Source organism: Paraburkholderia kururiensis JCM 10599 = LMG 19447 (assembly GCF_003986935.1).
Lineage (GTDB): Bacteria > Pseudomonadota > Gammaproteobacteria > Burkholderiales > Burkholderiaceae > Paraburkholderia > Paraburkholderia kururiensis.
The window spans coordinates 17,027-32,426 of sequence record NZ_RJZE01000029.1 but is presented as its reverse complement, the minus strand read 5'-3'; the positions used below and the strand labels follow the sequence as shown (position 1 = coordinate 32,426).

The window sequence follows — 15,400 nt, the reverse complement described above, 5'->3', positions numbered from 1 at the left end:
TTCAAATCACTTCGCCCGGAATACGATCCGCGCACGCGATAGATCGTAAGGCGTCAGTTCAACCGTCACCTTGTCGCCAGGCAGAATACGGATGTAGTGCATCCGCATCTTTCCGGAAATATGTCCCAGCACGACATGGCCGTTTTCCAGCTTCACCCGGAAGGTCGCGTTCGGGAGGTTTTCGATGACCTCACCTTGCATCTGGATTACATCGTCTTTGGCCATAGTCCTTTCAACGCATCGGGACGCCGCCACCCTTGAAGTTGGCCTTCTTGAGCAGCGATTCATATTGTTGCGACATCACGTACGACTGCACTTGCGCCATGAAGTCCATCGTGACGACGACGATGATCAGCAGCGACGTTCCGCCAAAATAAAACGGCACGTTCCAGCGCAGCACCAGAAACTCCGGCAGCAGGCACACGAACACGATATAGATCGCACCAGCCAGCGTCAGACGCGTCAGGATACGGTCGATATAGCGTGCCGTCTGATCGCCCGGGCGGATGCCCGGTACGAATGCGCCGCTCTTCTTCAGGTTGTCCGCGGTTTCCCTGCTGTTGAACACCAACGCGGTGTAGAAGAAGCAGAAAAACACGATTGCCAACGCGTACAACAGCACATAGACGGGTTGGCCCGGCTTCAGTGCTTCGGCAACGTTGTGCAGCGTGTCGGCAAACCAACTGTTGCGCGACCCGGAGCTGAACCAGTTCAGGATCGTTGCCGGGAACAGGATGATCGACGACGCGAAGATCGGCGGAATCACGCCCGACATATTCAGCTTCAGCGGCAGATGCGACGACTGGCCACCGTAAATCTTGTTGCCCACCTGGCGCTTCGCATAATTCACGAGAATCTTGCGCTGGCCGCGTTCGATGAACACCACCAGATACGTCACAGCGGCAATAAGCGCCACGATGAAGATCGCCGACACCGGCCCCATCGAACCCGTTTGCACGAGCGACACGAGACCGCCGATCGCGTTCGGGAAGCCCGCTGCGATTCCGCCGAAGATGATGATCGAAATGCCGTTGCCGAGGCCGCGTTCCGTGATCTGCTCACCCAGCCACATCAGGAACATCGTACCGGTCACGAGCGTAACGACCGTCGTCAGGCGAAACACCATACCCGGATCGATCACGAGGCCCGGCTGGTTTTCCAGTGCTACCGCAATACCGAACGCCTGGAAGGTCGCCAAAACTACGGTGAAGATTCGCGTGTACTGCGTGATCTTGCGTTGACCGGCCTGCCCTTCCTTCTTCAACGCCTCGAGCTGCGGCGAAACGATCGCGAGCAGCTGCATGATGATCGACGAGGAGATGTACGGCATGATCCCCAAGGCGAAAATCGTGAAGCGCGACAGCGCGCCACCCGAGAACATGTTGAACATGCCAAGGATGCCGCCAGACTGGCTCTGGAACAGCTTCGCCAGCTGATCCGGGTCGATGCCCGGCACCGGAATGTGCGCACCGATCCGATAGACGACCAGCGCCAGCAGCAGGAAGACTGCTCGCCGACGCAGATCGCCAAACTTCGGCGCGCTCCGACCGGTTTTTGCGAAACTCGGGCTGTTAGCCAAGTAGCTTCTCCGATGCAAATGCTAGTGACGGCAGGCGAACCTGCACGTTACTCGGCAAAAGAACCGCCCGCCGCTTCGATTGCGGCGCGCGCATTCTTCGTCGCACCCAGACCCTTCACAACGACCTTGCGCTTCAGCTCGCCCGTCGCGATGATCTTCACGCTCTTCGTCAGCTCGCCAACGAGGCCAGCCTGCTTGAGCGCCAACAAATCGATTTCGTCGACCGGCAGCTTTTCGAGATCAGCCAGGCGCACTTCACCGACGAATTCCTTCGTCAGCGAGGTAAAACCGCGCTTCGGCAGACGACGTTGCAGCGGCATCTGACCGCCTTCGAAGCCCACCTTGTGGAAGCCGCCCGAACGCGACTTCTGACCCTTGTGACCACGACCAGCGGTCTTGCCGAGACCGGAGCCGATACCGCGGCCCACGCGACGCTTGGCGTGCTTCGAGCCCGCTGCCGGCTTCAGGTTATTCAATTCCATAATCAACTCCTTGAGTCCCTGGTCAGCCACTTAGCCGATGACCTTAACGAGGTACGAGACCTTGTTGATCATGCCACGCACAGCCGGCGTGTCCTGCAGCTCGGAAACCGAGTTGAGGCGGCGCAGGCCGAGGCCGCGCACGGTGGCGCGGTGCGATTCGCGGGTACCGATCAGGCTCTTGACGAGCTGGACCTTGACAGTTTTTTCAGACATGGTGCCCACCTTAGCCCAGAATTTCTTCGACGGACTTACCACGCTTGGCCGCGATGTCAGCCGGCGTGGACTGCTTGCGCAGGCCGTCGAGCGTCGCGCGAACGAGGTTGTACGGGTTCGTCGAACCGTGGCTCTTCGCCACGACGTTCTGCACGCCCATCACGTCGAACACGGCGCGCATCGGGCCGCCCGCGATCACGCCCGTACCGTCCTTCGCCGGAGCGAGGAGAACCGTCGACGCGCCGTGCTTGCCATGCACTTCGTGCTGCAACGTGCCGTTCTTCAGCGGCACCTTGAACATGTTGCGACGAGCCTGCTCCATTGCCTTCTGGACAGCGACCGGCACTTCCTTCGCCTTGCCCTTGCCCATACCGACGCGGCCGTCACCGTCGCCAACCACGGTCAGTGCGGCGAAGCCGAGAATACGGCCACCCTTCACGACCTTGGTCACGCGGTTGACCGAAATCATCTTTTCACGAAGGCCGTCGTCGCGCTCGTCAGCCTGAACTTTCGCTTGCATCTTTGCCATGACGAATTCCTTCCTTAGAACTTGAGCCCGGCTTCGCGCGCAGCATCAGCCAGCGCCTTCACGCGGCCGTGGTAGCGGAAACCCGAGCGGTCGAAGGCGACGGATTCGATGCCGGCAGCCTTGGCCTTTTCTGCAATACGCTTGCCGATCAGGGTCGCGGCAGCGACGTTGCCGCCCTTGCCCGACTGGTCGGCGAGTTGCGCACGCACTTCGGCTTCGAGCGTCGACGCACTGGCGAGCACCTTGGTGCCGCAGGGCGAAAACACTTGCGCATAGATGTGCATGTTCGTGCGATGCACGGCCAGACGCGCGACCTGCAGCTCAGCGATCTTGATACGCGTCTGACGAGCGCGGCGCAGGCGAGATTGAGTCTTATCCATGATTGCGCACCCTTACTTCTTCTTCGTTTCTTTGAGGATCACAACCTCGTCGGCGTAGCGCACACCCTTGCCCTTGTAGGGCTCAGGCGGGCGGTAACCGCGGACTTCCGCAGCTACCTGGCCGACTTTCTGCTTGTCGATCCCCTTGATCACGATTTCCGTTTGCGACGGGGTCTCAGCCTTGACGCCTTCCGGCATCTGGTGCACCACGGGGTGCGAGAAACCCAGCGACAGGTTCAGCTTGTCGCCTTGCGCCTGAGCACGATAACCAACGCCAACCAGCGTCAGCTTGCGCTCGAAACCCTTCGTCACGCCTTGCACCATGTTCGCAATCAGCGCGCGCATCGTGCCCGACATCGCATTTGCTTCGCGGCTTTCGTCCGCCGGCTCCAGCTTCAGCGTGCCATTGTCGTTTACCACCTTCACCAGGCTGTTCGCAGCTTGCGAGATCGTGCCCAACGGACCCTTGACGATAATGCGGTCGTCGCTGATCGTCGCCTCTGCGCCTTGCAGCGTGATCGGGCTCTTACCTACTCGAGACATGTTTCCTCTCCTTCGGCGTTAAGCGACGTAGCAGATGACTTCGCCGCCCACGCCAGTGGCGCGCGCTTTGCGATCGGTCATCACACCCTTGGGCGTCGAAACGATCGCCACGCCGAGGCCGTTCATGACCTGGGGGATATCGTTACGACCACGGTACACGCGCAGACCGGGCTTCGAAACGCGCTCGAGGCGCTCGATGACCGGACGGCCAGCGTAGTACTTCAACGCGATATTCAGCTCCGACTTCGCACCTTCGGTCTTCACCGCGAAATCTTCGATATAGCCTTCGTCCTTCAGGACCTGCGCAATCGCAACCTTGACTTTCGACGAGGGCATCGTCACCGAAACCTTCTCGACCATCTGCGCATTGCGGATGCGAGTCAGCATATCGGCGATAGGATCACTCATGCTCATTTATGTTTCTCCTATTACCAGCTCGCCTTGGTCAGGCCAGGGATCTCGCCACGGAATGCGATTTCGCGAATCTTGTTACGTGCGAGCCCGAACTTGCGGAACGTGCCACGCGGACGGCCCGTGATCGCACAGCGGTTACGCTTGCGAGTCGGGTTCGAGTTGCGGGGCAGTTGTTGCAGTTCGAGACGGGCTGCGTAGCGCTCTTCTTCCGACTTCGTTTGGTCGTCGATGATCGCCTTCAACGCCGCGCGCTTCGGCGCGTACTTGGCCGCAAGGCGGGCGCGCTTCTTTTCACGTTCGATCAGTGCCAGTTTAGCCACAGTAACCTCAGTTTCTGAACGGGAACTTGAAGCTGGCGAGCAGTGCCTTTGCTTCGTCGTCGGTCTTCGCGGTCGTCGTGATGCTGATGTTCAGCCCACGCAGCGCGTCGATCTTGTCGTAGTCGATTTCGGGGAAAATGATCTGCTCTTTCACACCGATGTTGTAGTTGCCGCGACCGTCGAATGCACGGCCGGACACGCCACGGAAGTCACGCACACGCGGCAGCGCCACGGTCACGAAACGATCGAGAAATTCGTACATTGCCTGGCCACGCAGCGTGACCATCGCGCCGATCGGATAACCCTGGCGAATCTTGAAGCCGGCGATTGCCTTACGGGCCTTCGTCACGACAGGCTTCTGACCAGCGATCTTCGTCAGGTCGCCCACGGCGTTCTCGATCACCTTCTTGTCCGCAACAGCTTCGCCAAGACCCATATTCAGGGTGATCTTGGTGATGCGCGGCACTTCCATGATCGACTTGTAACCGAACTTCTCGATCAGGCCGGGAACAACCTTCTCTTTATAGAATTCTTGCAAACGTGCCATTTTTTACTCCGCAGCGTCAGGCGCTCAGGACAGCACCGGTCGTCTTCAGGAAACGAACCTTCTTGTCCCCTTCGACCTTGATGCCGACACGCGACGGCTTGCCATTGGCATCCACCAGCGCGACGTTCGAAATATGCAGCGGCATCGCCTTCGCTTCCACGCCACCGGTCGTACCCTTCATGGGGTTCGGCTTCACATGCTTCTTCGCGATGTTGATGCCCTCGACGGTGACACGATCTTCGCCAATAGCCAGCACGACGCCGCGCTTGCCCTTGTCCTTGCCGGTAATGACGACGACTTCGTCACCCTTGCGAATCTTGTTCATCGCGACTCCTTACAGCACTTCCGGCGCCAGCGAAACGATCTTCATGAACCGTTCGCTACGCAGCTCACGCGTCACCGGCCCGAAGATGCGGGTGCCGATAGGCTCAAGCTTGTTATTCAAAAGCACGGCGGCGTTGCCATCGAACTTGATCAGCGAGCCGTCCTGACGGCGCACGCCCTTGGCGGTGCGAACCACCACGGCGTTGTAGATTTCGCCTTTCTTCACGCGCCCACGCGGCGTTGCCTCTTTGACGCTCACCTTGATGATGTCGCCGATGCTGGCATAACGACGCTTCGAGCCGCCGAGCACCTTGATGCACATGACTTCACGCGCACCCGTGTTGTCGGCCACTTCAAGCCGAGATTCGGTCTGGATCATGGTTTATCTTTCCCAACTTAATCCGACTGCACCACCATGGCGCACCCGGTCAGTCTTGGTCCCGTCAGCCGTACTGCATTGCTCAGCTGCTTGGGGTAGAACAGCAGCGACGGCATAACGAAACCCGCCATCGCATTCCGGTGAAACCTGACAGCCACGGACTGACGCCGAGCCGCCTCCCTCCACCAATTTCGCCCGCGACGGGCTCCCATAAAGAGGGAAGACCGAGATTATAACAAACAATCTCGGTCTTGCAAGCGAAATCTACTGCGATTTCAAGTACTTCTACTGCTCAGTCCGGCTCGTGCTTAGATGACGCGGGCCGCTTCGACGAGGCGCGACACGGCCCAGGCCTTCGTCTTCGACACCGGACGGGTTTCCTGGATTTCTACGAGGTCGCCCTCGTTGTACGTGTTCGCTTCGTCGTGCGCGTGGTACTTCTTCGAGCGCACAACGTACTTGCCGTAGATCGGGTGCTTCACACGATGCTCGACGAGCACGGTGACGGTCTTGTCCATCTTGTTGCTGACGACCTTGCCGACCAGCGTCCGCTTGAGCGAGGTTTTTACGCTATCGTTCATTTCTGGTTCGCCTTCTGGGTCAGAACGGTCCGCACGCGCGCGATGTCGCGACGAACCTTCTTCAGCTGGCTCGTGTTCGTGAGCTGCTGGGTCGCGAGCTGCATGCGCAGACCGAATTGCGCCTTCAACAGGTCCGACAGCTCCTTGTTGAGCGCGGCCTGGTCTTTTTCCCGGAGTTCGGAAGCTTTCATCTTTTGCTCCTTAGGCGCCGAGCTGACGCACGGTGAAGGTCGTCTTCAGCGGCAGCTTCGCTGCAGCCAGACGGAACGCTTCGCGTGCCAGTTCTTCGGTTACGCCGTCCATTTCATAGAGCATCTTGCCCGGCTGGATCTCGGCGACGTAGTACTCCGGGTTACCCTTACCGTTACCCATACGTACTTCGGCCGGCTTTTGCGAGATCGGCTTGTCCGGGAAAATGCGAATCCAGATGCGGCCACCGCGCTTGATGTGACGCGTCATGGCACGACGCGCCGCCTCAATCTGACGCGCGGTCAGACGGCCGCGACCGACAGCCTTCAGGCCAAACTCACCAAACGAAACGGCGTTGCCGCGCGTCGCGATACCGGTGTTACGGCCCTTCTGCTCTTTGCGATACTTCCTGCGTTTCGGTTGCAGCATCGTTATTCTCCAGTCTTGCCGTCGCCTTCAGGCTTGCCGGCACCACGACGCGGCGCGCCACGGCGTGCACCCGGGGCACCTTCGCCATCACGGCGGCCACGGCGGTCGCCCGGACGTGCGTTGCGGCGCGGACGCTTCTCTTCGGCAACTTCCTCCACGACCGGCGCGTCGTTGCGGCCAAGCGTGTCGCCCTTGTAGACCCACACCTTGACGCCGATCACGCCGTACGTCGTCTTCGCTTCCGAAGTCGCGTAGTCGATGTCCGCACGCAGCGTGTGCAGAGGCACGCGGCCTTCGCGATACCACTCGGTACGGGCGATTTCGATACCGTTCAGACGGCCCGCGCTCATGATCTTGATGCCCTGGGCACCCAGACGCATGGCGTTTTGCATCGCACGCTTCATCGCGCGGCGGAACATGATCCGGCGCTCGAGCTGTTGCGTGATCGAGTCGGCGATCAGTTGCGCATCGGTTTCCGGCTTGCGGATTTCCTCGATGTTGACGTGCACGGGCACGCCCATACGCTTCTGCAGCTCCGACTTGAGCAGTTCGATGTCTTCGCCCTTCTTGCCGATGACGACGCCAGGACGCGAGCTGTAAATCGTGATGCGCGCGTTCTTCGCCGGACGCTCGATGACCACGCGGCCCACCGAAGCGTTCTTCAGCTTCTTCTTCAGGTATTCACGAACACCGATGTCTTCCTTCAACATCGCCGCGAAATTGTTGTTGTTCGCGTACCAGCGCGAAGCCCAATTGCGGCTGACGGCCAAACGGAAGCCAGTCGGATGAATTTTCTGTCCCATCGTGTGACCCCTTAATTCCCGACCGTCACAGTGATGTGACAGGATTGCTTCTCAATGCGGTTGCCGCGGCCCTTTGCGCGCGCGGTGAACCGCTTGAGCGACGCTGCCTTGTCGACGTAGATGCTCTTGATCTTGAGCTCGTCGATATCGGCGCCCTCGTTGTGCTCTGCATTCGCGATCGCCGACAGCACGACCTTCTTCACGATGCCAGCCGCCTTCTTCGGCGAGAACGTCAGAACGTTCAGCGCCTTGTCGACCGGCAAACCGCGGATCTGGTCAGCCACAAGGCGCGTTTTCTGCGCCGAGATGCGGGCACCGCGATGAATTGCTTTCACTTCCATCTTGATTGCCCCTTATTTCTTGGCCTTCTTGTCGGCCGCGTGACCCTTGAACGTCCGGGTCAGTGCGAACTCGCCAAGCTTGTGGCCGACCATGTTTTCCGAGATGTACACCGGAACGTGTTGACGGCCGTTGTGCACGGCGATCGTCAGGCCGATGAAGTCCGGCAGGATCGTCGAACGACGCGACCAGGTCTTGATCGGTTTCTTGTCACGCGAAGCTGCAGCCGCCTCAACCTTCTTCAGCAAATGGGCGTCGCAGAACGGACCTTTTTTAACAGAACGTGCCATTGCTGCTCCTTAACGCTTGTGACGGCGCTGGACGATCATCGTCGTCGTGCGCTTGTTGCTGCGGGTGCGGTAACCCTTCGTCGGCGTGCCCCACGGGCTTACCGGGTCGCGGCCTGCAGCCGTCTTGCCCTCACCACCACCGTGCGGGTGATCGACCGGGTTCATTGCAACGCCACGCACCGTCGGGCGGATACCGCGCCAGCGGTTTGCGCCGGCCTTACCGATCTGGCGCAGGCTGTGCTCTTCGTTGCCCACTTCACCGATCGTCGCGCGGCACTCCACGTGCACGCGGCGGATTTCACCCGAGCGCAGACGAACCTGCGCGTAGATGCCTTCGCGAGCCAGCAACATGGCCGATGCGCCAGCCGAACGCGCCATTTGCGCGCCCTTGCCGGGGAACATCTCGATGCAGTGAATCGTCGTACCGACCGGGATGTTGCGGATCGGCAGTGCGTTACCCGCGCGGATCGGAGCTTCCGAGCCCGACATGATCTGCTGGCCGACCGTCACACCCTTCGGCGCGATGATGTAGCGACGCTCGCCGTCTGCGTACAGAACCAGCGCGATGTTCGCGCTACGGTTCGGGTCGTACTCGAGACGTTCGACCTTCGCCGGAATGCCATCCTTCGTACGACGGAAGTCGATCACACGATAGTGCTGCTTGTGACCACCACCCTTGTGGCGCGTCGTGATGTGGCCGTTGTTATTACGGCCGGCGGTCGAGCTCTGCTTCGAGACGAGCGGTGCGAACGGCTTGCCCTTGTGCAGTTCCTTGTTGACCACCTTGACCATCGCGCGGCGGCCCGGCGAGGTCGGCTTAACTTTAACGAGTGCCATGATTACTTGGCCTCCGCTTCAAAGTTGATTTCCTGGCCGGGCTTCAGGCAGACGTAGGCCTTCTTCACGTCCTTGCGGCGACCCACGAAACGGCCAAAGCGCTTGCTCTTGCCTTTCGTGACCAGCACGTTGACGGATTTGACTTCCACCTTGAACAGCAGCTCGACAGCAGCCTTGATTTCCTGCTTGTTCGCGTCCGGCGCAACTTCGAACACAACCTGTTCGTTCTTGTCGGCAACCAGCGTCGCCTTTTCGGAGATCACCGGCGCGAGCAGAACCTGCATCAAACGATGATCGTTCTTGCGAATCTCGCTCATGACAGCAACTCCTCGATCTGGGCGACCGCAGCCTTCGTGATCAGTACTTTCTTGAAGTAGATCAGCGACAGCGGGTCGGCGTAACGCGGCTCGACAACCGCCACGTGGGCGAGGTTGCGCGACGCGAGGTACAGGTTTTCGTCGACCGTGTCAGTAATGACGAGCACGGACTCGAGACCCATAGCCTTGAACTTTTCGGCCAGCAGCTTCGTCTTCGGCGCTTCGAGCGTGAGGTCCTCGACCACCGAGATGCGGCCTTCGCGGGCCAGCTGCGAGAAGATGGAGCACAGACCTGCGCGGTGCATCTTCTTGTTGACCTTGTGCGAGAAGTTTTCTTCCGGCGAGTTCGGGAAGATGCGACCACCGCCGCGCCACAGCGGGCTCGACGACATACCGGCACGAGCGCGGCCCGTACCCTTCTGACGCCACGGCTTCTTGGTGGTGTGCTTGACGTCCGTGCGATCCTTCTGGGCGCGGTTACCGCTGCGCGCGTTCGCCTGGTACGCAATGACGATCTGGTGAATCAGGGCTTCGTTGTAGTCACGGCCGAACACGACGTCCGACGCGTTGACCGCGGCGCCTTCCTGACCATTGGCATTCAGGAGCTTAAGTTCCATTATTTCGCTCCTTTCTCGGCACGCGCTTTCACGGCCGGCGTCACGAAAACCTTGCCGCCCTTCGCACCCGGAACGGCACCCTTCACGAGCAGCAGCTTGCGGTCTGCGTCGATGCGAGCGATCTCGAGGTTCTGGACCGTCACGGTCTCGTCACCCATGTGACCAGTCATGCGCTTGCCCGGGAACACGCGACCCGGATCCTGCGCCATACCGATCGAGCCCGGCACGTTGTGCGAGCGCGAGTTACCGTGCGATGCACGGCCCGAACTGAAGTTGTAACGCTTGATGGTACCGGCGTAGCCCTTACCGATCGACACGCCCTGCACGTCGACCTTCTGGCCCACTTCGAACAGATCGGTGCCAACCACAGCGCCGGCGGACAACTCGGCAGCCTTGGTGGCATCAATGCGGAATTCCTTGAGGATTTCACCGGCCTGAACACCGGCTTTGGCGAGATGACCTGCGAGCGGCTTCGTCACGCGCGATGCACGGCGCGTACCGAACGCAACCTGAACAGCCGTGTAGCCGTCGGTTTCAACAGTCTTGATCTGCGTCACGCGGTTGTCGGACACGTCCAGCACGGTGACGGGAATCGAATCCCCTTCAGCCGTGAAGATACGGGTCATGCCAACCTTGCGACCTACGAGTCCAAGGCTCATCGTTTTCTCCATTCCCGACTGCGATTGGTCGGGGCTAATTTACAAAGTGCCAGCTGATTACCGGGACTTGACGGACGCTTTCAGCGCCTTCAGGCCCACAGCAAAACACTGGCTTTTTGCGCAAATGCGCGAAAAGCCTAGCATTATAGCGAGGCCTTTCGTTTTTCGCAAGCAATCAATGACTTAGCGCCGCCCGTGTGAGCGGCAGCGCCTGAAACCCTTACTGCAGCTTGATTTCGACGTCCACGCCTGCCGGCAGATCGAGCTTCATCAGCGCGTCGACAGTCTTGTCCGTCGGGTCGACGATGTCCATCAGACGCAGGTGAGTACGGATCTCGAGCTGGTCGCGCGACGTCTTGTTGACGTGCGGCGAACGCAGGATGTCGAAACGCTGGATACGCGTCGGCAGCGGCACCGGGCCGCGGACGATTGCACCAGTCCGCTTGGCCGTGTCGACAATCTCGGCGGCCGACTGGTCGATCAGGCGGTAGTCGAAAGCCTTCAGGCGGATGCGGATTTTCTGGTTTTGCATGACGATTCCTTGAAAAAGAGCGAGGCGATATTGCACCGCCGGATTAAGAAAGAACGTAGGACCGGACGCCTGCCGGGGAGGCAGGTGCCCGGCCCCGGGCACTTACTGCTGTTACTGCAAACCAGCGATTTTACTCGATGATCTTGGCGACGACACCGGCGCCGACGGTGCGGCCACCTTCACGGATGGCGAAGCGCAGGCCTTCTTCCATCGCGATCGGTGCAATCAGCTTCACCGTGATCGACACGTTGTCGCCCGGCATCACCATTTCCTTGTCCTTCGGCAGCTCGATCGAGCCCGTCACGTCCGTCGTACGGAAGTAGAACTGCGGACGGTAGTTGTTGAAGAACGGCGTGTGACGGCCGCCTTCGTCCTTGCTCAGCACGTACACCTCAGCCGTGAAGTGCGTGTGCGGCGTGATCGAACCCGGCTTGGCCAGCACCTGGCCACGCTCCACTTCCTCACGCTTCGTGCCGCGCAGCAGGATACCGACGTTGTCGCCCGCCTGGCCCTGGTCCAGCAGCTTGCGGAACATTTCCACGCCCGTGCAGGTCGTCTTCACCGTCGGCTTGATACCGACAATCTCGATTTCCTCGCCAACCTTGACCACGCCACGCTCGACGCGACCCGTCACCACCGTACCGCGGCCCGAGATCGAGAACACGTCTTCCACCGGCATCAGGAACGCGCCATCCACCGCGCGCTCCGGCGTCGGGATGTACGTGTCCAGCGCGTCGGCCAGGTTCATGATCGCCACTTCACCCAGCTCGCCCTTGTCGCCTTCCAGCGCCAGCTTGGCCGAACCCTTGATGATCGGCGTGTCGTCGCCCGGGAAGTCGTACTTCGACAGCAGCTCGCGCACTTCCATTTCCACCAGCTCGAGCAGCTCGGCGTCGTCCACCATGTCGCACTTGTTCAGGAACACGATGATGTACGGCACGCCCACCTGGCGCGCCAGCAGGATGTGCTCGCGCGTCTGCGGCATCGGACCGTCCGCGGCCGAGCACACCAGGATCGCGCCGTCCATCTGCGCTGCACCCGTGATCATGTTCTTCACGTAGTCCGCGTGACCCGGGCAGTCAACGTGTGCGTAGTGGCGGTTGGCCGTTTCGTACTCGATGTGCGCCGTGTTGATCGTGATGCCGCGGGCCTTTTCTTCCGGCGCCGCGTCGATCTCGTCGTACTTCTTCGCCTCACCGCCGAACTTCGCCGACAGAACCGTCGCAATCGCCGCCGTCAGCGTGGTCTTGCCGTGGTCAACGTGACCGATCGTGCCCACGTTCACGTGCGGCTTGGTCCGCTCAAATTTACCTTTAGCCATGTTTCTCTTCTTTCAAAAAAAGTGAATCGGTGACAGGACGCCGACGATTACTTCGCCTTCGCGTTGATGATCGCGTCGGCCACGTTACGCGGGGCTTCTGCGTAGTGCTTGAATTCCATCGTGTACGTTGCGCGGCCTTGCGTGAGCGAACGCAGCGACGTGGAGTAGCCGAACATTTCCGACAGCGGAACTTCGGCGCGCACGATCTTGCCGCCGCCCACCATGTCCTCCATGCCCTGCACGATGCCGCGGCGGCCCGACAGGTCGCCCATCACGTTGCCCATGTAGTCTTCCGGCGTCTCGACTTCGACAGCCATCATCGGCTCGAGCAGCACCGGCGTTGCGCGGCGCATAGCTTCCTTGAACGCCATGGAGCCAGCCATGCGGAACGCGTTTTCGTTCGAGTCCACGTCGTGGTACGAACCGAACGTCAGGTGAACCTTCACGTCCACGACCGGGAAGCCAGCCAGCACGCCGTTCTTCAGCGTTTCGACGATACCCTTGTCGACAGCCGGAATGAATTCACGCGGAATCACGCCACCCTTGATCTCGTCGAGGAACTCGTAGCCCTTGCCCTGCTCGTTCGGCTCCAGCGTGATGACGGCGTGACCGTACTGGCCGCGACCGCCCGACTGCTTGACGAACTTGCCTTCCACGTCCTTCGCCGTGCTACGGATCGTTTCGCGGTACGCCACCTGCGGCTTGCCGACAGTCGCTTCCACGCCGAATTCACGCTTCATGCGGTCGACGAGAATTTCGAGGTGCAACTCGCCCATGCCCGAGATGATCGTCTGGCCCGATTCCTCGTCCGTTTGCACGCGGAACGAAGGATCTTCCTGCGCGAGACGGTTCAGCGCGAGACCCATCTTTTCCTGGTCGGCCTTCGTCTTCGGCTCGACGGCCTGCGAGATCACCGGCTCCGGGAACACCATGCGCTCGAGCACGATCGGGTGGGCGGGATCGCACAGCGTGTCGCCAGTGGTCGCTTCCTTCAGGCCCACAGCCGCGGCGATGTCGCCCGCGCGCACTTCCTTGATTTCTTCGCGCTGGTTGGCGTGCATCTGCAGAATACGGCCAAGGCGTTCCTTCTTGTCCTTGGTCGAGTTCAGCACCGTGTCGCCCGAATTCACCACACCCGAGTAGACGCGGAAGAAGATCAGCTGGCCGACGAACGGATCCGTCATGATCTTGAACGCGAGCGCCGAGAACTTCTCGTCGTCCGACGCCTTGCGCTCCGCCGTTTCGCCGCTTTCGAGTTCGCCCTTCACCGGCGGGATGTCGACCGGCGACGGCAGGAAGTCGATCACAGCGTCGAGCATGCGCTGCACGCCCTTGTTCTTGAACGCGGTGCCGCACAGCATCGGCTGGATTTCACAGGCGATCGTGCGATCACGCAGCGCCTTGACGATTTCCGCTTCGCTCAGCTCTTCGCCGCCGAGGTACTTTTCCATCAGCTCTTCGCTGGCTTCGGCGGCGGATTCGATCATCTTCTCGCGCCACTCGTTGCACGTATCGACGAGTTCAGCCGGGACGTCGACGTAGTCGAACTTCGTGCCTTGCGACGCTTCGTCCCAAATGATCGCCTTCATCTTCAGGAGGTCGACGACGCCCTTGAAGTTTTCTTCCGAGCCGATCGGCACCACGACGGGAACCGGGTTCGCCTTCAGGCGGGTCTTCAGCTGGTCGTAGACCTTGAAGAAGTTCGCGCCGGTACGGTCCATCTTGTTGACGAACGCGAGACGGGGCACCTTGTACTTGTTCGCCTGGCGCCACACCGTTTCCGACTGCGGCTGCACGCCGCCCACGGCACAGTAGACCATGCACGCGCCGTCGAGCACGCGCATCGAACGCTCCACTTCGATCGTGAAGTCGACGTGGCCCGGGGTGTCGATGATGTTGATCCGGTGTTCCGGATAGTTGTTGCCCATGCCCTTCCAGAAGGCAGTCGTAGCAGCGGACGTAATCGTGATGCCCCGCTCCTGTTCCTGCTCCATCCAGTCCATGGTTGCAGCGCCGTCGTGCACTTCACCGATCTTGTGGTTCACGCCGGTGTAAAACAGGATGCGCTCGGTCGTCGTCGTTTTGCCGGCGTCGATGTGAGCGCTAATACCGATATTGCGGTAGCGCTCGATGGGAGTCTTGCGAGCCACTTTGTTCCTCTATGGGGTTGGCAAACCGGGAATCCGTCTGCGGATATATAGGCCCGATGCGCCTTAACACAAACGGGCGAGGCGCTTTTCAAGCGCACCCGCCCGGAATTTCTTTCCGTTAGACCCGAAGTCGGGACGCTTAGAAACGGAAATGCGAGAACGCCTTGTTGGCTTCCGCCATCCGGTGAACTTCGTCGCGCTTCTTCATTGCGCCACCACGCCCTTCGGACGCTTCCAGCAGTTCACCAGCAAGACGCAGTGCCATCGACTTCTCGCTGCGCTTCTTCGCGGCCTCGCGCAACCAACGCATCGCCAATGCCATACGACGCGACGGACGCACTTCGACCGGAACCTGATAGTTCGCACCACCCACGCGGCGGCTCTTCACTTCCACCACCGGCTTCACGTTGTTGAGTGCGACAGTGAACACTTCCAGCGGGTCCTTGCCACCCTTGGTCTGGATCTGCTCGAAAGCGCCGTACACGATACGCTCGGCAACCGACTTCTTGCCCGAGAGCATCAGCACGTTCATGAACTTTGCTACTTCGACGTTACCGAACTTCGGATCCGGCAACACTTCCCGCTTGGGGACTTCGCGACGACGCGGCATGTTTCTTCCTTTACTT

The 15,400-nt window shown here is 60.3% G+C and carries 26 protein-coding genes; all 26 read right to left on the bottom strand.

The window, feature by feature from the left end; all coding sequences use genetic code 11:
• Positions 1 to 6 precede the first annotated feature (6 nt).
• Positions 7 to 225, bottom strand: a complete 219-nt coding sequence (gene infA / locus PKKP23_RS28355) for a translation initiation factor IF-1 (protein ID WP_004521905.1) — start codon at positions 223 to 225, stop codon at positions 7 to 9.
• A 7-nt stretch (positions 226 to 232) separates the two neighbouring features.
• Complete coding sequence (gene secY / locus PKKP23_RS28350) at positions 233 to 1,579, bottom strand: preprotein translocase subunit SecY (RefSeq protein WP_017777170.1); 1,347 nt, start codon at positions 1,577 to 1,579, stop codon at positions 233 to 235.
• Between the two features lie 47 nt (positions 1,580 to 1,626).
• Positions 1,627 to 2,061, bottom strand: coding sequence for a 50S ribosomal protein L15 (gene rplO, locus PKKP23_RS28345; RefSeq protein ID WP_017777169.1), 435 nt, complete (start codon positions 2,059 to 2,061; stop codon positions 1,627 to 1,629).
• Between the two features lie 30 nt (positions 2,062 to 2,091).
• Positions 2,092 to 2,274, bottom strand: coding sequence for a 50S ribosomal protein L30 (gene rpmD / locus PKKP23_RS28340; protein WP_004202755.1), 183 nt, complete (start codon positions 2,272 to 2,274; stop codon positions 2,092 to 2,094).
• Between the two features lie 10 nt (positions 2,275 to 2,284).
• Positions 2,285 to 2,803, bottom strand: a complete 519-nt coding sequence (gene rpsE, locus PKKP23_RS28335) for a 30S ribosomal protein S5 (RefSeq protein ID WP_004197945.1) — start codon at positions 2,801 to 2,803, stop codon at positions 2,285 to 2,287.
• A 14-nt stretch (positions 2,804 to 2,817) separates the two neighbouring features.
• Positions 2,818 to 3,183 (bottom strand): 50S ribosomal protein L18, encoded by a 366-nt coding sequence (rplR, locus tag PKKP23_RS28330; protein WP_017777168.1) that lies wholly within the window; start codon positions 3,181 to 3,183, stop codon positions 2,818 to 2,820.
• A 12-nt stretch (positions 3,184 to 3,195) separates the two neighbouring features.
• On the bottom strand, positions 3,196 to 3,726 hold the full coding sequence (gene rplF / locus PKKP23_RS28325) for a 50S ribosomal protein L6 (RefSeq protein ID WP_017777167.1): 531 nt from the start codon (positions 3,724 to 3,726) through the stop codon (positions 3,196 to 3,198).
• Between the two features lie 18 nt (positions 3,727 to 3,744).
• Positions 3,745 to 4,140 (bottom strand): 30S ribosomal protein S8, encoded by a 396-nt coding sequence (gene rpsH, locus PKKP23_RS28320; RefSeq protein WP_017777166.1) that lies wholly within the window; start codon positions 4,138 to 4,140, stop codon positions 3,745 to 3,747.
• A 14-nt stretch (positions 4,141 to 4,154) separates the two neighbouring features.
• Positions 4,155 to 4,460 (bottom strand): 30S ribosomal protein S14, encoded by a 306-nt coding sequence (rpsN, locus tag PKKP23_RS28315; protein ID WP_017777165.1) that lies wholly within the window; start codon positions 4,458 to 4,460, stop codon positions 4,155 to 4,157.
• 7 nt (positions 4,461 to 4,467) lie between these two features.
• Positions 4,468 to 5,007: a 50S ribosomal protein L5 gene (gene rplE / locus PKKP23_RS28310; protein WP_017777164.1), complete on the bottom strand. Its 540-nt coding sequence runs from the start codon at positions 5,005 to 5,007 to the stop codon at positions 4,468 to 4,470.
• A 16-nt stretch (positions 5,008 to 5,023) separates the two neighbouring features.
• Positions 5,024 to 5,332, bottom strand: coding sequence for a 50S ribosomal protein L24 (gene rplX / locus PKKP23_RS28305; protein WP_017777163.1), 309 nt, complete (start codon positions 5,330 to 5,332; stop codon positions 5,024 to 5,026).
• Between the two features lie 9 nt (positions 5,333 to 5,341).
• Positions 5,342 to 5,710 carry a 50S ribosomal protein L14 gene (rplN, locus tag PKKP23_RS28300; protein ID WP_004197951.1) on the bottom strand — a complete coding sequence of 123 codons (369 nt, stop codon included), beginning with the start codon at positions 5,708 to 5,710 and terminating at the stop codon, positions 5,342 to 5,344.
• A gap of 308 nt (positions 5,711 to 6,018) precedes the next feature.
• On the bottom strand, positions 6,019 to 6,291 hold the full coding sequence (gene rpsQ, locus PKKP23_RS28295) for a 30S ribosomal protein S17 (protein ID WP_004201274.1): 273 nt from the start codon (positions 6,289 to 6,291) through the stop codon (positions 6,019 to 6,021).
• On the bottom strand, positions 6,288 to 6,482 hold the full coding sequence (gene rpmC / locus PKKP23_RS28290; protein ID WP_017777161.1) for a 50S ribosomal protein L29: 195 nt from the start codon (positions 6,480 to 6,482) through the stop codon (positions 6,288 to 6,290). The genes rpsQ and rpmC overlap by 4 nt, the downstream gene beginning before the upstream one ends.
• A gap of 10 nt (positions 6,483 to 6,492) precedes the next feature.
• A complete protein-coding gene (gene rplP, locus PKKP23_RS28285) occupies positions 6,493 to 6,909 on the bottom strand; it encodes a 50S ribosomal protein L16 (RefSeq protein ID WP_017777160.1) in 417 nt (138 codons plus the stop codon).
• 2 nt (positions 6,910 to 6,911) lie between these two features.
• Positions 6,912 to 7,712, bottom strand: a complete 801-nt coding sequence (gene rpsC, locus PKKP23_RS28280) for a 30S ribosomal protein S3 (RefSeq protein WP_017777159.1) — start codon at positions 7,710 to 7,712, stop codon at positions 6,912 to 6,914.
• 11 nt (positions 7,713 to 7,723) lie between these two features.
• A complete protein-coding gene (gene rplV / locus PKKP23_RS28275) occupies positions 7,724 to 8,053 on the bottom strand; it encodes a 50S ribosomal protein L22 (RefSeq protein WP_004199272.1) in 330 nt (109 codons plus the stop codon).
• Positions 8,054 to 8,065: 12 nt separating this feature from the next.
• On the bottom strand, positions 8,066 to 8,341 hold the full coding sequence (gene rpsS, locus PKKP23_RS28270; RefSeq protein ID WP_004199273.1) for a 30S ribosomal protein S19: 276 nt from the start codon (positions 8,339 to 8,341) through the stop codon (positions 8,066 to 8,068).
• A 9-nt stretch (positions 8,342 to 8,350) separates the two neighbouring features.
• Positions 8,351 to 9,178 (bottom strand): 50S ribosomal protein L2, encoded by an 828-nt coding sequence (gene rplB / locus PKKP23_RS28265; RefSeq protein WP_017777158.1) that lies wholly within the window; start codon positions 9,176 to 9,178, stop codon positions 8,351 to 8,353.
• A gap of 2 nt (positions 9,179 to 9,180) precedes the next feature.
• Complete coding sequence (gene rplW / locus PKKP23_RS28260; RefSeq protein ID WP_017777157.1) at positions 9,181 to 9,495, bottom strand: 50S ribosomal protein L23; 315 nt, start codon at positions 9,493 to 9,495, stop codon at positions 9,181 to 9,183.
• Positions 9,492 to 10,112 (bottom strand): 50S ribosomal protein L4, encoded by a 621-nt coding sequence (gene rplD / locus PKKP23_RS28255; RefSeq protein WP_017777156.1) that lies wholly within the window; start codon positions 10,110 to 10,112, stop codon positions 9,492 to 9,494. The genes rplW and rplD overlap by 4 nt, the downstream gene beginning before the upstream one ends.
• The gene (rplC, locus tag PKKP23_RS28250) at positions 10,112 to 10,771 is read right to left on the bottom strand and encodes a 50S ribosomal protein L3 (RefSeq protein ID WP_026121917.1); all 660 of its coding nucleotides are present in this window, start codon (positions 10,769 to 10,771) and stop codon (positions 10,112 to 10,114) included. Before rplC ends, rplD begins: the two co-directional genes overlap by 1 nt.
• A 220-nt stretch (positions 10,772 to 10,991) precedes the next feature.
• A complete protein-coding gene (rpsJ, locus tag PKKP23_RS28245; protein ID WP_017777154.1) occupies positions 10,992 to 11,303 on the bottom strand; it encodes a 30S ribosomal protein S10 in 312 nt (103 codons plus the stop codon).
• A 130-nt stretch (positions 11,304 to 11,433) separates the two neighbouring features.
• Entirely contained in the window at positions 11,434 to 12,624 is a 1,191-nt protein-coding gene (gene tuf / locus PKKP23_RS28240; RefSeq protein WP_017777140.1) for an elongation factor Tu, read from the bottom strand.
• A gap of 47 nt (positions 12,625 to 12,671) precedes the next feature.
• On the bottom strand, positions 12,672 to 14,774 hold the full coding sequence (fusA, locus tag PKKP23_RS28235; protein WP_017777152.1) for an elongation factor G: 2,103 nt from the start codon (positions 14,772 to 14,774) through the stop codon (positions 12,672 to 12,674).
• A gap of 139 nt (positions 14,775 to 14,913) precedes the next feature.
• Positions 14,914 to 15,384: a 30S ribosomal protein S7 gene (gene rpsG, locus PKKP23_RS28230; RefSeq protein WP_017777151.1), complete on the bottom strand. Its 471-nt coding sequence runs from the start codon at positions 15,382 to 15,384 to the stop codon at positions 14,914 to 14,916.
• Between the last annotated feature and the right edge of the window lie 16 nt (positions 15,385 to 15,400).

Excerpts from the sequence above, each read along its gene's own strand:
- infA (WP_004521905.1), bottom strand. The coding sequence starts at position 225 with ATGGCCAAAGACGATGTAATCCAGATGCAAGGTGAGGTCATCGAAAAC.
- rplO (WP_017777169.1), bottom strand. The coding sequence starts at position 2,061 with ATGGAATTGAATAACCTGAAGCCGGCAGCGGGCTCGAAGCACGCCAAG.
- rpmD (WP_004202755.1), bottom strand. The coding sequence starts at position 2,274 with ATGTCTGAAAAAACTGTCAAGGTCCAGCTCGTCAAGAGCCTGATCGGT.
- rpsE (WP_004197945.1), bottom strand. The coding sequence starts at position 2,803 with ATGGCAAAGATGCAAGCGAAAGTTCAGGCTGACGAGCGCGACGACGGC.
- rplR (WP_017777168.1), bottom strand. The coding sequence starts at position 3,183 with ATGGATAAGACTCAATCTCGCCTGCGCCGCGCTCGTCAGACGCGTATC.
- rplF (WP_017777167.1), bottom strand. The coding sequence starts at position 3,726 with ATGTCTCGAGTAGGTAAGAGCCCGATCACGCTGCAAGGCGCAGAGGCG.
- rpsH (WP_017777166.1), bottom strand. The coding sequence starts at position 4,140 with ATGAGCATGAGTGATCCTATCGCCGATATGCTGACTCGCATCCGCAAT.
- rplE (WP_017777164.1), bottom strand. The coding sequence starts at position 5,007 with ATGGCACGTTTGCAAGAATTCTATAAAGAGAAGGTTGTTCCCGGCCTG.
- rplX (WP_017777163.1), bottom strand. The coding sequence starts at position 5,332 with ATGAACAAGATTCGCAAGGGTGACGAAGTCGTCGTCATTACCGGCAAG.
- rplN (WP_004197951.1), bottom strand. The coding sequence starts at position 5,710 with ATGATCCAGACCGAATCTCGGCTTGAAGTGGCCGACAACACGGGTGCG.
- rpsQ (WP_004201274.1), bottom strand. The coding sequence starts at position 6,291 with ATGAACGATAGCGTAAAAACCTCGCTCAAGCGGACGCTGGTCGGCAAG.
- rpmC (WP_017777161.1), bottom strand. The coding sequence starts at position 6,482 with ATGAAAGCTTCCGAACTCCGGGAAAAAGACCAGGCCGCGCTCAACAAG.
- rplP (WP_017777160.1), bottom strand. The coding sequence starts at position 6,909 with ATGCTGCAACCGAAACGCAGGAAGTATCGCAAAGAGCAGAAGGGCCGT.
- rpsC (WP_017777159.1), bottom strand. The coding sequence starts at position 7,712 with ATGGGACAGAAAATTCATCCGACTGGCTTCCGTTTGGCCGTCAGCCGC.
- rplV (WP_004199272.1), bottom strand. The coding sequence starts at position 8,053 with ATGGAAGTGAAAGCAATTCATCGCGGTGCCCGCATCTCGGCGCAGAAA.
- rpsS (WP_004199273.1), bottom strand. The coding sequence starts at position 8,341 with ATGGCACGTTCTGTTAAAAAAGGTCCGTTCTGCGACGCCCATTTGCTG.
- rplB (WP_017777158.1), bottom strand. The coding sequence starts at position 9,178 with ATGGCACTCGTTAAAGTTAAGCCGACCTCGCCGGGCCGCCGCGCGATG.
- rplW (WP_017777157.1), bottom strand. The coding sequence starts at position 9,495 with ATGAGCGAGATTCGCAAGAACGATCATCGTTTGATGCAGGTTCTGCTC.
- rplD (WP_017777156.1), bottom strand. The coding sequence starts at position 10,112 with ATGGAACTTAAGCTCCTGAATGCCAATGGTCAGGAAGGCGCCGCGGTC.
- rplC (WP_026121917.1), bottom strand. The coding sequence starts at position 10,771 with ATGAGCCTTGGACTCGTAGGTCGCAAGGTTGGCATGACCCGTATCTTC.
- rpsJ (WP_017777154.1), bottom strand. The coding sequence starts at position 11,303 with ATGCAAAACCAGAAAATCCGCATCCGCCTGAAGGCTTTCGACTACCGC.
- tuf (WP_017777140.1), bottom strand. The coding sequence starts at position 12,624 with ATGGCTAAAGGTAAATTTGAGCGGACCAAGCCGCACGTGAACGTGGGC.
- rpsG (WP_017777151.1), bottom strand. The coding sequence starts at position 15,384 with ATGCCGCGTCGTCGCGAAGTCCCCAAGCGGGAAGTGTTGCCGGATCCG.